The organism is Streptomyces sp. 5K101 (assembly GCF_046506645.1).
Classification (GTDB): domain Bacteria; phylum Actinomycetota; class Actinomycetes; order Streptomycetales; family Streptomycetaceae; genus Streptomyces.
This window is the reverse complement of record NZ_JBKFFO010000004.1, coordinates 498,186-511,751: the sequence shown is the minus strand read 5'-3', so window position 1 is coordinate 511,751 and position 13,566 is coordinate 498,186. Positions and strand designations below refer to the sequence as shown.

14 protein-coding genes and 2 pseudogenes are annotated in these 13,566 nt (G+C 71.2%); 8 read left to right on the top strand and 8 right to left on the bottom strand.

Translation table 11 applies throughout. The features are described from left to right. Positions 1 to 266 precede the first annotated feature (266 nt). Positions 267 to 443 (bottom strand): annotated as a pseudogene (locus ACLB9X_RS10685) (TetR/AcrR family transcriptional regulator); the annotation flags it as partial. A gap of 100 nt (positions 444 to 543) precedes the next feature. Then, the gene (locus ACLB9X_RS10680) at positions 544 to 921 is read right to left on the bottom strand and encodes a peptidoglycan-binding domain-containing protein (RefSeq protein WP_410360020.1); all 378 of its coding nucleotides are present in this window, start codon (positions 919 to 921) and stop codon (positions 544 to 546) included. Positions 922 to 2,003: 1,082 nt separating this feature from the next. Between ACLB9X_RS10680 and ACLB9X_RS10675 the strand changes: the two genes are divergently transcribed. The 3 genes from ACLB9X_RS10675 (at position 2,004) to ACLB9X_RS10665 (ending at position 5,235) form a co-directional block, all read left to right on the top strand. Further along, on the top strand, positions 2,004 to 2,426 hold the full coding sequence (locus tag ACLB9X_RS10675) for a hypothetical protein (RefSeq protein WP_410360019.1): 423 nt from the start codon (positions 2,004 to 2,006) through the stop codon (positions 2,424 to 2,426). Between the two features lie 383 nt (positions 2,427 to 2,809). After that, on the top strand, positions 2,810 to 3,937 hold the full coding sequence (locus tag ACLB9X_RS10670; RefSeq protein ID WP_410360018.1) for a PLP-dependent cysteine synthase family protein: 1,128 nt from the start codon (positions 2,810 to 2,812) through the stop codon (positions 3,935 to 3,937). After that, positions 3,934 to 5,235, top strand: a complete 1,302-nt coding sequence (locus ACLB9X_RS10665; RefSeq protein WP_410360017.1) for an MDR family MFS transporter — start codon at positions 3,934 to 3,936, stop codon at positions 5,233 to 5,235. Before ACLB9X_RS10670 ends, ACLB9X_RS10665 begins: the two co-directional genes overlap by 4 nt. A gap of 160 nt (positions 5,236 to 5,395) precedes the next feature. Here ACLB9X_RS10665 and ACLB9X_RS10660 read toward each other — a convergent pair whose 3' ends face one another. The 3 genes from ACLB9X_RS10660 to ACLB9X_RS10650 form a co-directional block, all read right to left on the bottom strand. Continuing rightward, complete coding sequence (locus ACLB9X_RS10660; protein ID WP_410360016.1) at positions 5,396 to 6,316, bottom strand: Crp/Fnr family transcriptional regulator; 921 nt, start codon at positions 6,314 to 6,316, stop codon at positions 5,396 to 5,398. Then, the gene (locus tag ACLB9X_RS10655; protein WP_410360015.1) at positions 6,313 to 6,462 is read right to left on the bottom strand and encodes a hypothetical protein; all 150 of its coding nucleotides are present in this window, start codon (positions 6,460 to 6,462) and stop codon (positions 6,313 to 6,315) included. The genes ACLB9X_RS10660 and ACLB9X_RS10655 overlap by 4 nt, the downstream gene beginning before the upstream one ends. 335 nt (positions 6,463 to 6,797) lie before the next feature. Beyond that, positions 6,798 to 7,211, bottom strand: a complete 414-nt coding sequence (locus ACLB9X_RS10650) for a MerR family transcriptional regulator (protein WP_410360014.1) — start codon at positions 7,209 to 7,211, stop codon at positions 6,798 to 6,800. A 424-nt stretch (positions 7,212 to 7,635) separates the two neighbouring features. On the opposite strand from ACLB9X_RS10650, the gene ACLB9X_RS10645 reads away from it, so the two are divergent. The 3 genes from ACLB9X_RS10645 (at position 7,636) to ACLB9X_RS10635 (ending at position 10,158) form a co-directional block, all read left to right on the top strand. Then, the gene (locus tag ACLB9X_RS10645; RefSeq protein ID WP_410360097.1) at positions 7,636 to 9,126 is read left to right on the top strand and encodes a SulP family inorganic anion transporter; all 1,491 of its coding nucleotides are present in this window, start codon (positions 7,636 to 7,638) and stop codon (positions 9,124 to 9,126) included. A 133-nt stretch (positions 9,127 to 9,259) separates the two neighbouring features. After that, positions 9,260 to 9,628, top strand: coding sequence for an ArsR/SmtB family transcription factor (locus ACLB9X_RS10640; protein WP_410360013.1), 369 nt, complete (start codon positions 9,260 to 9,262; stop codon positions 9,626 to 9,628). Positions 9,629 to 9,651: 23 nt separating this feature from the next. Next, positions 9,652 to 10,158 (top strand): N-acetyltransferase family protein, encoded by a 507-nt coding sequence (locus ACLB9X_RS10635; RefSeq protein WP_410360012.1) that lies wholly within the window; start codon positions 9,652 to 9,654, stop codon positions 10,156 to 10,158. A gap of 16 nt (positions 10,159 to 10,174) precedes the next feature. Here the strand turns inward: ACLB9X_RS10635 and ACLB9X_RS10630 are convergent, their stop codons facing one another. The 3 genes from ACLB9X_RS10630 to ACLB9X_RS10620 are packed head-to-tail and all read right to left on the bottom strand — an operon-like array spanning position 10,175 to position 12,368. Further along, on the bottom strand, positions 10,175 to 11,236 hold the full coding sequence (locus ACLB9X_RS10630) for an ArsO family NAD(P)H-dependent flavin-containing monooxygenase (RefSeq protein ID WP_410360011.1): 1,062 nt from the start codon (positions 11,234 to 11,236) through the stop codon (positions 10,175 to 10,177). Continuing rightward, positions 11,233 to 12,009, bottom strand: a complete 777-nt coding sequence (locus ACLB9X_RS10625; RefSeq protein ID WP_410360010.1) for an aquaporin — start codon at positions 12,007 to 12,009, stop codon at positions 11,233 to 11,235. The genes ACLB9X_RS10630 and ACLB9X_RS10625 overlap by 4 nt, the downstream gene beginning before the upstream one ends. Positions 12,010 to 12,053: 44 nt before the next feature. Then, complete coding sequence (locus tag ACLB9X_RS10620; RefSeq protein WP_410360009.1) at positions 12,054 to 12,368, bottom strand: ArsR/SmtB family transcription factor; 315 nt, start codon at positions 12,366 to 12,368, stop codon at positions 12,054 to 12,056. Between the two features lie 179 nt (positions 12,369 to 12,547). Between ACLB9X_RS10620 and ACLB9X_RS10615 the strand changes: the two genes are divergently transcribed. Together ACLB9X_RS10615 and ACLB9X_RS10610 are read left to right on the top strand one after the other, a co-directional pair. Beyond that, on the top strand, positions 12,548 to 12,964 hold the full coding sequence (locus tag ACLB9X_RS10615; RefSeq protein ID WP_410360008.1) for an arsenate reductase ArsC: 417 nt from the start codon (positions 12,548 to 12,550) through the stop codon (positions 12,962 to 12,964). Positions 12,965 to 13,192: 228 nt separating this feature from the next. Beyond that, positions 13,193 to 13,410 (top strand): annotated as a pseudogene (locus ACLB9X_RS10610) (RNA polymerase subunit sigma-70); the annotation flags it as partial. Positions 13,411 to 13,566: the final 156 nt, after the last annotated feature.

Sequence of the window (13,566 nt, the reverse complement as noted above, 5' to 3'; positions counted from 1 at the left end):
CCGAAGACGGCGCTCACCGAATCCTTGGTCCAGGCCAGCAGCGCGTCGCGGTAGTGGTGCACCTCCGCCACGGCCGCCGCACTGGCATCCTGCTGCACCATGCCCAGCCCGAGCAGCAGCTTCAGCCCGTGCGGATGGCGCTGAAACGCGTCCCCGACCTCGTCGAGGAAGGTGTCCAGACGCTGCGCGACGTCGGCACCCGGCACCTCGACCGGGGGCAGGGCCGCCAACAGAGCGGTCCTGGCGCGCTGCAGCACCGCGACGTAGATCCCGTCCTTGCTGCCGAAGTGCCAGTAGAGGGAACTGACCGGCAGGCCGCACGCGGCGGAGATCATCGAGATGGACGTGGCGGCGTAGCCGTGCCGCGACATCAGGTCGCCGGCGGTGTCGAGAATCGCGTCACGGGACCGTGTGCCGCGGTGCTGGGCCGGTGCCTGCGTCATACTGCCGACTCTAAAGGAGCAGCGGCCCCCGGCGTCCTGGAAAGGGGACGCCGGGGCAGCGGCGGTCATCCCAAGGCCCCTTCTTCCCGGGGCGGTTCGACTATGTGGTGCACAGCATGAGGGCGTGGCGAGTGCGATCGCCGTAGACACCGGTCTCGTCGCCGCGGATGCCGTACCACTCCTGGAACCTGGCCACGGCCGCCCGGACCTCCGTGCCGTAGCGGCCATCGATCGCGCCGCCGTCGTAGACGTTCGGAACCTGGAGCAGGCGTACCTGCAACTCGTACACCCCATGGCCGCTGTCGCCCTCGCGCAGCACACCCGTGCCGGGGATCTCGGGAAGCGAGGCGGTGTCGGGACGCGAGGGAGCCGGGGTGTCGGGCAGTGGCCGGTCCGGTTGCGCCGATGGCGGAGAGGGAACCGCCGGTGGGGGACTGTCGTCGGCCAACAGCCAAGAGGCGAACATCAGTCCGCTCACAGCGCCCACTGAGAAGGCGCCGGCGACCCGAGTGGAACGCAGAGCGGTGAAACGCCGCCAACCGCGACGTCTGTCTTCCCCGGGTACGGGGGCACGTGGTGTCGGCGCCTCGCGGCACGGGTCGAGGAGTCGGTCCGAGGGCGGGACCCGGTGCTGGAGGGGCACCGGCAGGGTGTTCTCCGGGGGCGGGACGGTCCTGCGGTACGCGTTTTCCTGCACAGCGGCCGGGGGCGGGAAGTCCAACGGCGGCGTGGCATGCGCCGGACCTGCGCCACTGGCCGTCCGCGGCTGTGCCGGCGACGGGGGCGGAACAGGTTCCGGACGGACGCCGCGCGACCACAGTGGCTCCACCGCGACATGCTGCGGGGTACCGGCCCCGCGTACGCCGCCGGTCAGCGGCGGCTCCTCGGCAGCGGGTGGTACCACAGGCGGGCGACGAACCACATCCATGCAGGACGGTGGCGCGCTCTCGGCCCACCCGTCGTTCTCGTCGGACGCGTAGAGGTCGGCGCGTGCGGCGTCCAAGGCGTCCAGCACGGCTTGAAAGGAGTCTCGTATCTCCTGCGCGAGGTCCTGAGCCGGACCGGGCGCTCGCTGCGGCTCGGTGTCGTTGAGTCCCACCGGCTGTCCTCCTCGACCGACGGCTGGACGACCTGCGCAGACAGGCCGGCGACGCGTCTTTCGTGAGCGGTTGGGCACCGGCATCCTGAGTGGTGATCGGAGGTCGGCACCCTTGCGGGGGCCGGCCGCACGGGCCGGGCTTCACTGTTTCGTTGTGAGGCGATACGCATACCGAGCGGCCTTGTCTCATTCCCGTTGCGCGAGGCAACCCACATCTCTTCGTCAGATGCCGAGCGCGGAGCCGTCCTCGGGGCGGGACCCGGGGAGCCGGGGGCGGGCTCCGACGAGCGCGGGGGTGACGTCGCTTGCGGCCGTCCGGGTGCGGTTCCGGTCATCGCTGCGGGGACCGGAACCGCGAACCACCAGGATCTTAGCCCTCGACGCACTGGATTCTGGTCAAGTGTGCGGCTGTTGGTGGTTCCCGTGCGGCTGAGACCGGCGTCGAGAGCTAAGATCACGGCATGGTCACGGCTTCACCCTCCCGTATCGCGCGGGCCCGCTCGTCGGCGGGACCGTTGCGGCTGTTGTGGGTGGCTGTGACGGTGTTCGCCTTTGTGTACGCCCACGGCGTGAGCCTGGAGGGCGTCAGCGGTCATCTGGACGCGACCGCAGGCGTGTCCCTGGCTGGTGAGAACCATCGACCGGCGGCGGGGGCCGCGCCGGGACAGCACCACGGTGGTGGGCACGTCCCTGACCACGCCGTACAGGAGTGCGTGCCCGGCCAGCCGCAGCAGGCTCCTGTGCTGGACGCGCCGATGGCCTCCGCTCTCCGTGCGGAGGCGGCGCCCCGTGTCAGCCGCCCTCCTTCGTGCGGTTTCGGTGACACCGCGTCGGCCCGGCCGCTGCCGAGCGCGACGATAAGAGCCACGATCCTGCAGATCTAGAGTTCCGGCGGTTCCGCGCCGACCCGGTCCTTCCCCCTGCCGATGGGCAGCCCGCCCACCGGCGCGGGCGGGACGAGGTCCCCCGCCGGACGCAACAGCGCGCCCGTGCGCGGCTTGCTCCTGCCGTGATGCCTCAACCGGCCACCCCACCTGTCGGTTCGTCCCGATCAGCGGACGATTCTCCGGCGTGGCAACCGTGGCAACCGTTGTCAGGCACCTGGGCAGTCGACCCGCCGCGTCGCAGCGCCGATCCACCTGATGTCACGTCCCTGCGCCGTTCGCGCCTGTCGGGTTGCCGGACTCCCTGCCGGCCGGCCGCAGCTCCTGTGGCCTCCCGCCCCGTGCACCCCGACGCGCCATCAACGAAAGACGAGAGCAGAGCGATGCACTCTCCCGATACGACCCACCTGACCACGCCCGGCCGAGCAACCCTGTCCGGCCTGGTCGGCAACACTCCCTTGCTGCGTGTGGGAGAACCCTTCGCCCACGCGGGCCGCGGCTTCTGGGCGAAGCTGGAAGGCTTCAACCCCGGTGGCATCAAGGACCGCCCTGCCCTGCACATGGTCGAACGTGCCCGCGCCCGGGGCGACCTGCTGCCAGGAGCGCGCATCATCGAGTCGACCAGCGGAACGCTCGGGCTCGGACTGGCCCTCGCCGGCATGGTGCACGGCCACCCGGTCACCCTGGTCACCGACCCCGGTCTGGAAAGGTCGATGACCCGGCTCCTGACGGCCTACGGGGCGCAGGTCAATGTCGTCTCCGAACCGCATCCGACCGGGGGCTGGCAGCAGGCCCGCCGGGACCGGGTCGCCCAACTGACGGCTCAGGAGCCGGGTTCCTGGTGCCCGGACCAGTACAACAACCCCGACAACATCTCCGCCTACACCCCGCTCGCGCTCGAACTCGCCACTGAGCTCGGCCACATCGACGTACTGGTGTGCAGCGTCGGCACCGGCGGCCACTCGGCCGGTGTCTCCCGCGTACTTCAGCAGCTCTACCCCGAGCTGCGGCTGGTAGGGGTCGACACGATCGGATCCACGATCTTCGGGCAGCCCGCCCGGCCCCGCCTGATGCGCGGGCTCGGCTCCAGCATCTACCCGCGCAACGTCGCCTACGAGAACTTCTCCGAAGTCCACTGGGTGGCTCCCTCAGAAGCCGTGTGGGCATGCCGGCAGCTGGCCGCCTCGCACTACGCCACGGGTGGCTGGAGCGTCGGCGCGGTCGCGCTCGTCGCAGGGTGGCTCGCGCGTTCGTTGCCGGCGGACACCCGCATCGCGGCTGTCTTCCCCGACGGGCCGCAGCGGTACCTCGGCACGGTGTACGACGACGACTACTGCGCGGCCCACGGCCTCCTTGCCTCCGGCCCCGCTGCCGAACCGGAGGTGATCGGGCGTCTCGGCGAGAAGGAGGTCACCCGCTGGACCCGGTGCACCACGGTGACGGACCCGCTGGCCGGTGTGGGGAGCGAGCACCCCACCGACGAGCCGGCCGGCGCGAAGGAGGCCCGGTGAAGAGCACGGTCGCGCAGGTCCGCACGTACGAACGCAGCGTCCAGCTGTTGATGGTGAACCAGTTCGCCATCAACCTCGGCTTCTACATGCTGATGCCGTACCTGGCCGCTCATCTGGCCGGGCCGCTCGGTCTGGCCGGCTGGCTCGTGGGGCTGATCCTCGGGGTGCGGAACTTCAGCCAGCAGGGGATGTTCCTCGTCGGCGGCACGCTCGCGGACCGCTTCGGCTACAAGCCCATGATCATCGCCGGTCTCGGGCTGCGCATCGCCGGATTCGCGACGCTCGGGCTGGTCGACAGCGTGCCGGCGCTGATCGCCGCGTCGGCCGCAGTGGGCCTGGCGGGAGCGCTGTTCAATCCGGCTTCTCGCGCGTACCTCGCCGCGGACGCGGGGGAGCGCCGGGTCGAGGCGTTCGCTCTCTTCAACGTCTTCTACCAGGCAGGCATCCTGCTCGGACCGCTGGTGGGCATGGTGCTGACCGGTGTCGGCTTCCGTGTCACGTGCCTGACAGCGGCCGGTGTGTTCGCCGTTCTGAGCATTGTGCAGATGCGCGCCCTGCCCGCGCGCCGGGCCGCGGACCGCGAGGAACCGGCGGGGCAGCGGGAGAGCGTCCTGGCGCAGTGGCGGAGCATCGTGGCGAACCGGCCGTTCCTGCTGTTCTCGCTCGCCATGGTCGGCTCGTACGTGATGTCCTTCCAGGTCTACCTCGCCCTGCCGCTGGAGGTGCAACGTCTCGGTGGTGACGGGGAGTTCGGGACGACAGCGGTCGCGATGCTGTTCGCCGTCTCCGGGCTCGCCACGATCATCGGCCAGACGAGGGTGACCGCCTGGTGCAAGGCGCGCATGGAACCGGGCCGGGCCCTCGCCTGGGGCCTGCTGGTCATGGGCGTCGCCTTCGTGCCCCTGCTCCTGGCGACGGCGGTACCCGTGCCGGCGGCCGGCCCCGGCCGGTGGCTGCTCGCGGCAGTGCCTCCCGCGCTGTCCGCGCTGCTGCTCGCCGTCGGGACGATGATCGCCTACCCCTTCGAGATGGACACCATCGTCCGGCTGTCCGGTGAACGCCTCGTGGCGACCCACTACGGCCTCTACAACACCATCTGCGGAATCGGGATCACCCTGGGGAACCTGTTGACCGGAGCCGTTCTGGACACTGCCCGCTCGGCAGGCATGGCCGCACTGCCCTGGGCCGCCCTCGCCGTACTCGGCCTCGCCTGCGCCGGAGCGTTGTACGCGCTTCATCGCACCGGCCGCCTCGAAGCTCCCTCGCGCCCTGCACGACCGACGCCGGCCACCGCCTGATGCAACACCTGGTTCGTCTGTACCTCGGGGACGAGCTCCCCGAGGTACAGACGGACCCGCTGGCTGCCGCGCAGCCGGGGGAGTGGAACCGGCCGGCACAGATCAACCGTGTCTCGGGCAGATACGGGAGCGTGCCGACCGGTGGCCTCCAGCGCGGCGGCTACCCGGTTTCGTCGCGCAGTCGGGCCGGGTCCAGGACGGTGATGCGGCCGCGGGCCAGGCGGAGCAGGTCGCGGTCGGCGAACTCGCGCAAAACCTTGGTCGTGGTTTCGCGGGAGGTGCCGGCCAGGGCGGCGAGCTGTTCGTGGGTGAGCGCGATCTGGGGGTGGCGGGTGCCGGGCCGGAGTTTGCCGGCGGCGGTTTCGGTGCGGGTGGCGAGGGTGAGCAGGGTGGTGGCGATGCGCTGCGGGACGGACTTGAAGACGCTGTCGGACAGGCGCTGTTCGAGGTCGGCGAGGCGGCGGCCGAGGATCTCCGTGATGCGGGCGGCGATCCGGGCGTCGGAGAGCAGGAACTTGTGTACGTCGGCGCGGCTCATCACGCAGACGGTGACGTCGTCGAGGGCTTCGGCGAAGTTGTCGTACATCCGCTGTCCCAGGAGGGCCATCTCGCCGAAGATGGTGCCGGGGCTGATGATCGCGCAGGTCAGGGCCCGGCCGTCGGCGGAGACGCGGAAGATGCGGACCCGGCCGCGTTTGAGGATGAACAGCACCTCGGACGGCTGGGCCGGGGAGTGCAGGATCTCGCCGGCGGCGTAGGTCTTCATGGGTGCTGCGGCAGCGATGGCATCCATCTCCGCCTCCGACAGGTCGCAGAAGATGTCGACCTCGGAGATGCACCAGGTGCGGTCCGGATCGCCGGGCTCGCCGTCGTGGTTGTCGATCATGCGGTGGGTCTCCTCGCGTCGCCCCGGGGCCCAGGGCGGGGGTGCGGCGCCCCAGGCGGGGGCGGCGAGCGCGCCGGTGTTCTCGGCCAGACAGTAGGGCACCGAGCCGCCGCTGGGGGTGCTGCCGCGCGGCAGGGCGCCCACGAGCGGGGTGGTGCCGGGATTGCGGGCGTGTGCGTCCGGTATCGCCGTCATCGCCGTGAGGAGCCCGTCGTGCGCTTTCCCGTCACCTGGGCGATGCAGGAGTAGGCCGGGCCGGCGAGCAGCCCGGCCCCCGCGCCGTAGAGGGCGGGGAGGGGGAGGGCAGCGGTGCTCGGTGAGACGTGCACGGTGGTGGCCATGACGGTGAAGTCCTCTCCTTGCCGTGTGCTCTGCTGTCGTCTGTGACGCTAGGGCGGGCGACCGGCGCGGGTATGTGACCGCGCTTACGTATGGGCGGGTAGCGGTGTCGGCGTCGGACCGCCTTCCCGGCGCAGGTGCAGCCGGGGCGTAGCGAGCGTTTCGTCGACGACGGCCGTACGGGCTGCTGCGAGGACGGCGGGGGCGGCGTCCGGATTCATTCCGGCCTCGGGAGCTGCCCGGCGGCGGTCAGGCGCAGCAGGTGCAGCCGGGCTCCGGGCGCGAGGCCGAGGCCTGTCGGGGAGTACGCGGCGGCGTCGCAGCGGGCACGTGGGCGTCAGGGGCGGGCGGTTGCGGTGTTCTGCTCCAGGCGGGCGCCCAGCGTGGCGGCGAAGTCCTCGGCGCGGGCGAGCTGGACCCGCAGCTTCGCGACCTGCTCGACGGCGGCCTGCTGGTAGGTGCGTACGCGTTCAAGCAGGGCTGCCCGCTCGTCGGCGTCCAGACCGGTGTCGTGGTCGAGGCGGTCCGTGGCGTCCAGGAGGTCGCGCATCTGGTCCAAGGTGAAGCCGAGCGGCTTCATCCGGCGGATCACCATCAGGCGGGCGACATCGGCCTCGGTGTAGAGGCGGAAGCCGCCCTGGGAGCGGGCGGAGGGAATGACCAGGCCGGTCTCCTCGTAGTGCCGGATGGTGCGCAGGGACAGCTCCGTACGCGCGGCGACCTCGCCGATCTGCATGTGCTTGCCGTCCACGCCCCTGGCCTGGCCCTTTCCCTACGTGGCGGGTTGCGCCCTGTGCAGCCCCACCGACCTCTACTCTAACGTTAGGGTAGAGTTGCTGGTGGCGAGGGTGGCCCGGCCGCCCCCGCCAGTGCCGTTCCGGGGCCGATGGCGCCCCCGGCGAAGTCCCGATTCCCGCAGGAGAGAAGCGTGCGCGAGCCCATGACGCCCGGCGCCGCCGCCTGTCCGCCGTGATGCTTCGCCCCCGGATCTGAGCCCGGCCGCGTTGCCGCGTCGGCCCTGCTCCGTCCCTCTTTCGACTTCCGGCTCCGCGCTCGTGGAGCCGTTCGCGGGGTGCCGGCCGGCCTCCGCGTCCTCCCGCACGCCCCGTGCCTGCCGAACGGGGTGTGCCCGAGCACGACAGGTTCCGACTTCCTTGTCTTCTGCTGCCACTGCTGTGTCCCCGGCCGCCCGCCTGCGCGGCCTGAAGCCCGACTGGATCTCCGACCCGAAGGTCTGGCGCACCGAGGTGCTGGCCGGCCTGGTGGTCGCGCTCGCGCTGATCCCGGAGGCGATCTCGTTCTCGATCATCGCCGGCGTCGATCCGGCGCTCGGCCTGTTCGCCTCCTTCACCATGGCCGTCGTCATCTCCGTCGTCGGCGGCCGGCGGGCGATGATCTCCGCGGCCACCGGCGCCGTCGCGCTCGTGATCGCGCCGCTGAACCGCGAGCACGGCCTGGGCCATCTCATTGCCGCGGTCATCTTCGCCGGTGTCTTCCAGGTGATCCTCGGCGCGGTCGGCGTCGCCAAGCTGATGCGGTTCATCCCCCGCTCTGTGATGGTCGGATTCGTCAACTCCCTCGCCGTCCTGATCTTCATGGCCCAGGTCCCGGAGATGCGGAACGTCCCCTGGGCCGTGTACCCGCTGATCGTCGGCGGCCTGGCGCTGATGGTCTTCTTCCCCAAGATCACCACCGTGATTCCGGCCCCGCTCGTCTCCATCGTGATCCTCACGGTGATCACGGTCGCGGCCGGCATCGCGGTGCCGACCGTCGGCGGCAAGGGCGAACTGCCGTCCTCCCTGCCCGTCCCGGGCCTGCCGGACGTGCCGTTCACCCTGGACACGCTGACGACGATCGCCCCGTACGCCTTCGCCATGGCTCTGGTCGGCCTGATGGAGTCGCTGATGACCGCGAAGCTGGTCGACGACATCACCGACACCCACTCGAACAAGACCCGCGAGTCGCTGGGTCAGGGCATCGCCAACATCGTGACCGGCTTCTTCGGCGGCATGGGCGGCTGCGCCATGATCGGCCAGACCATGATCAACGTGAAGGTCTCCGGCGCCCGCACCCGCCTGTCCACCTTCCTCGCGGGCGCGTTCCTGATCGTGCTGTGCATCGTCTTCGGTCCGGTGGTCTCCGACATTCCCATGGCCGCCCTCGTCGCCGTCATGATCATGGTGTCGTTCGCCACGTTCGACTGGCACTCCATCGCGCCCAAGACGCTCAAGCGGATGCCCGCCGGGGAGATCACGGTCATGGTGGTCACGGTCGTGGCCGTGGTCGCCACGCACAACCTCGCCATCGGCGTCGTCGTCGGCTCGATCACCGCCATGGTGATCTTCGCCAAGCGCGTCGCCCACCTCGCCGAGGTCACCGCCGTCACCGACCCCGACGGCACGAGTGTCGTCTACCGGGTCACCGGCGAACTGTTCTTCGCCTCCTCCAACGACCTCGTCGGCCAGTTCGACTACGCAGGCGACCCGAACAAGGTCATCGTCGACCTGAGCTCGGCGCACATCTGGGACGCCTCCTCCGTCGCCGCCCTCGACGCGATCGAGACCAAGTACGCCCAGCGCGGCAAGACCGTCGAGATCACCGGCCTCAACACGCCCAGCGCCGACCTCCACGGCAAGCTCAGCGGCGCACTCGCAGCGGGCCACTGACCCACCCGCACCTCCTCCGGGACGAAGGGCCTCGGTCACGTCCGGCACCGGGCCGCCCACCCGGCGGGCAGGGTGGCGCGGGGCCGCGACCGGCGTATCGCCCGCCTGGTTCGACATGTGTCAACATAGGCACATGTCGAATGCCAAGGTGTTGCCGCTGCTCGAGCCCGAAGGACAAGTGGTGCCGTGCTGTCCGCCGCTGGCCGAGCGCCCCATGACCGCCGAGGAGGCCGAGACGGCCGCGCGCATGTTCAAGGCGCTCGGCGACCCGGTGCGCCTGCGGCTGTTCTCCGCCGTGGCCTCCCACGAGGGCGGCGAAGCCTGCGTCTGCGACATCTCCGACGTCGGCGTCTCCCAGCCGACCGTCTCCCACCACCTGAAGAAGCTCAAGGAGGCCGGGCTGCTCACCTCCGAGCGCCGCGGCACCTGGGTGTACTACCGGGTCGAGCCGTCTGTGCTCGCCGCGATGGGCAAGCTGCTGGCGCTGCCGGCCGCGGCCTGATGGACGTACGAGGGGACCAAGCGGTGGCGGAGACGGTGGGCGCGGTGATCGTGCCGCTGGAGGCGGAACACGCCGAGCAGGTGCTGGCGATCTACCAGGCCGGGATCGAGGAGGGCAACGCCACCTTCGAGACCAGCGCGCCGAGCTGGGAGGCGTTCGACGCCGCGAAGCTGCCCCAACACCGCTTCACGGCGCTCGACGAGGCAGGGAAGGTGCTGGGCTGGATCGCCGCGAGTGCCGTCTCGGACCGGTGCGCATACGCGGGCGTGGTCGAGCACTCCGTCTACGTCCACCCGGCCGCCCGGGGCCGTAAAGTCGCGTCCGCCCTGCTCCAGGCACTCATCGACGCCACCGAGCGGGACGGGATCTGGACCATCCAGTCGGGGATCTTCCCGGAGAACACCGCCAGCCTCGCCCTGCACGCGCGGGCGGGATTCCGGATCATCGGCACCCGCGAGCGCATCGGCCGGCACCACGGCACCTGGCGGGACGTCGTACTGCTGGAACGCCGCAGTCCCCTGATCGCCTGAGACGGGGGCGGAGGGGCTATGCGCGGAGCAGGGCGGCGATGTCGCGGGCCGCTTCCCGTGCCGGGCGCCCGACACCGATCAGCGTGGCCGAGGCAGGACCGGTCCAGTCGCCGTAGCCGAGGAGATGCAGGCGCGGCTCGTCCACGGCGCGGGTGCCCTCAGTGGCAATGCGCCCCCGGGTGCCGCGCAGCCGCAGGGAGGCGAAGTGGGCGAGGGCCGGCCGGAATCCGGTGCACCAGATGACCGCGTCGACCTCGCCCCGGGTGCCGTCGGCCCATTCCACCCCGGTCGCTGTCAGGCGGGTGAACATCGGCCTGGCGCCCAGGAGTCCGGCGTCGCGTGCGGTGCGTACGGGTGGCACGGCGACGATGTCCCCGAGGGAGGCGACGCCACCCGTGTCGGTGCGGCCGGCGTCCAGCGCCCGGCGGCGGGCGGTCGCCGCGTCGAAGAGCACACGGCCGTCGACGTCGTCGGCGAGATAGCGGGGCGGGCGCCGGGTGACCCAGGTCGGGTCGACGCCGGCGTGGGCGAGATCGGCGGCGATCTGAGCACCGGAGTTGCCGCCGCCCACGACGACGACCCGCTGCCCCGTGAAGTCGGCGGGGCCCGCGTACTGGACGGTGTGCAGTTGACGGCCGGTGAACTGACGGCGGCCGGGGACAGTGGGCAGGAAGGGGCGGGTCCAGGTGCCGGTGGCGCTGACGACCGCACGGGCCCGCCAGTCACCGCAGTCCGTCCGGACGCGCAGGAAGGCCCCGTCGCGGTGAACGGCCTCGACCCACACCTCGCGCCGGACCGGCAACTCGTACCGCTTCTCGTAGTCGGCGAGGTACGACACGACGTGCGCCGCGTCGGGGTACGTCTGCCCGCGCTGGACAGGCATGAGCCGGCCCGGCAGCGAGGAGTACTCCGCCGGGGAAAAGAGGCGGAGGGAGTCCCACGTGTGCTGCCAGGCCCCGCCGGGCGCGGCCTGGGCATCGAGGATGACGTGCTCGACACCGAGGCGGCGCAGGTGGTAGCCGGCGGCGAGCCCGGCCTGGCCTCCGCCGATCACCACCACCTCCGTGCGCTGCGTCATGCTTCGGAGGACCCGTTGGTCTCCTCGGCCTTCATGAAGATCAGCGCGACCAGCGCCAGCCCGACCACGGTGCCGACCAGCTGCATACCGATGAACCCGGCCACGGAGGACGGTGCGATGCCGGCGAACGTGTCGGTGAAGGCGCGGCCGATGGTGACAGCGGGGTTGGCGAAGGAGGTGGAGGAGGTGAACCAGTACGCGGCCCCGATGTACGAGGCCACCGCGACCGGCGCGAAGCGCAGGCGGTCGGTCCTGGCCAGGCCGAAGATCAGCAGGATCAGGCCGGCCGTGGCGACGACCTCACCGAGCAGGAGATTGCCCGCCGAGCGGTCGTGAGTGGACCACCTCACCAGCGGCTGCCCGAACATGGCGTCCGCGAGGACCGCGCCCGCGACGGCCCCGACGATCTGCGACGGTACGTACGCGCCGAGCTCGCGCCCGGTCACCCCGGCGCCGCCGCGGCGGGCCGTCCACCACTCGGCCAGGCTGACCGCCGGATTGAAGTGGGCCCCCGACACCGGGCCGAGGAGGGCGATCAGCACGCCGAGGCCGAAGACGGTCGCGGTGGAGTTGGCCAGCAGCTGCAGTGCGACGTCGTCGGTCAGCTCGGTGGCCTGGATGCCGGAGCCGACCACGACAGCGACGAGGGCCGCGGTGCCGATCAGCTCGGCGGCCGCCCGTGCGACCAGGGGCGTGCGGGGCGGGGTCGCACCGGGTGCGGGCTGGGGAGCGTCGGCCGGTATCGGGGCAGCCGTGGACTCGGTGGCGGTCAAGGCGGGGACTCCTCGGGGCAGGGCAGGGCACCGCTGGGTGCGGGTCAGGGGCAGGACCGCTTGAGGTTCGCTTCGGCGGTGGTGCGCGCGGTCCGAGCGAGGTCGGCGAACTGACCGGCGAGCGATTCGATGACCTCCGGGCGCAGGCGGTAGTAGATGAACCTCCCGCACGGCTCGGTCTCGACGACCCCGGCCTCGCGCAGCACCTTCAGGTGGTTGGAGAGGTTCGTCTGCTTGGCTCGCGTCTCCTCCACGAGGTGGGTGGTGCAGAGCGTCTCCTTGGCGAGGAGGGTCACGATCCGGAGCCTGAGCGGGTCGGCCAGAACCCGGATCAGATCAGTGTCGACTGACGTCATCATGGACTGATACTGTCACATCAGCAGTGGCTGACACCAGTCCGCGCTGATCTTTGTTGGCCTCTCGGAACGGGGTGCCCATGCCCAGCCCGCCCTCGGCCGCACCTCCGGACGACCGCCTGCCAGGCTGAGCCCCAGGCCGCCCACGCGCCACCACCTTCGCAGGGAAAGAAGAGAAGTAGATGTCTTCAGCCAAGCCCTCCGTGCTGTTCGTCTGCGTCCACAACGCCGGGCGCTCCCAGATGGCCGCTGCCTGGCTCACCCACCTCGCAGGAGACCGCGTCGAGGTCCGCTCCGCCGGCTCCGCCCCCGCCGACCAGGTCAACCCTGCCGCCGTCGAGGCGATGCGAGAGGTCGGCATCGACATGTCCGCCGAGACCCCGAAGATCCTCACCATCGACGCGGTGAAGGCGTCCGACGTGTGCATCACCATGGGCTGCGGGGACACCTGCCCTGTCTTCCCCGGCAAGCGCTACCTCGACTGGAAGCTCGACGACCCGGCCGGCCAGGGCGTCGAGGCCGTCCGCCCGATCCGCGACGAGATCAAGAAGCTCGTCGAGGGCCTGATCGCGGAGATCGCTCCGGAGCCGGCCGCGTGAGCCAGACGTCTCCGGCGTCCGCCCTGCGCGACGTCATAGGCTCCGGCTCCGCCGGATAGACCGCCGCGCTCTGCACCGGCCGCGCCCAGCGCAAGCCGCTGCCGTTCGGCAGCTCGATCCCCGTGGGCGGCGGTAGCCGGTGGCGTGCGAGATCCCGGCGTCCCGGGCCAGGCGACGTGAGGCCTCTGGTTCGAGCGGACATGACCTCGGCAGGCCAGTCCTGGCACGGGGGCCACCGAAGTCGCCACCCGTGCGCGAGTGGCCGGCAGCGCGGCACGAGGACATGGGCGACCGTCAACGGCCGCCCCGGCGTCATCTCCTGGAGCGAGGACGGCACCCCGCTTTCCCTCCTGGCCTTCACTGTCGTCGACGGCCGCATCACCGAGATCACCGCCGTGGTCGACCCGGCCGAACTCGCGCGCATGGACCTACCGGACCCGGTGTGACTCCCTGCCGGCCAAGGCCGCGCACACTCGAAGTGGTATGGCGACATCGGCCACATGCTCGCCCGGCTCGGCGGTCGCCCAGTTCGGGTACACCTCCCGGTTGGAGGCGCTGACGGCGTATCCGTGCTCGGCGAGCCATGCACCGACGGCGTCATG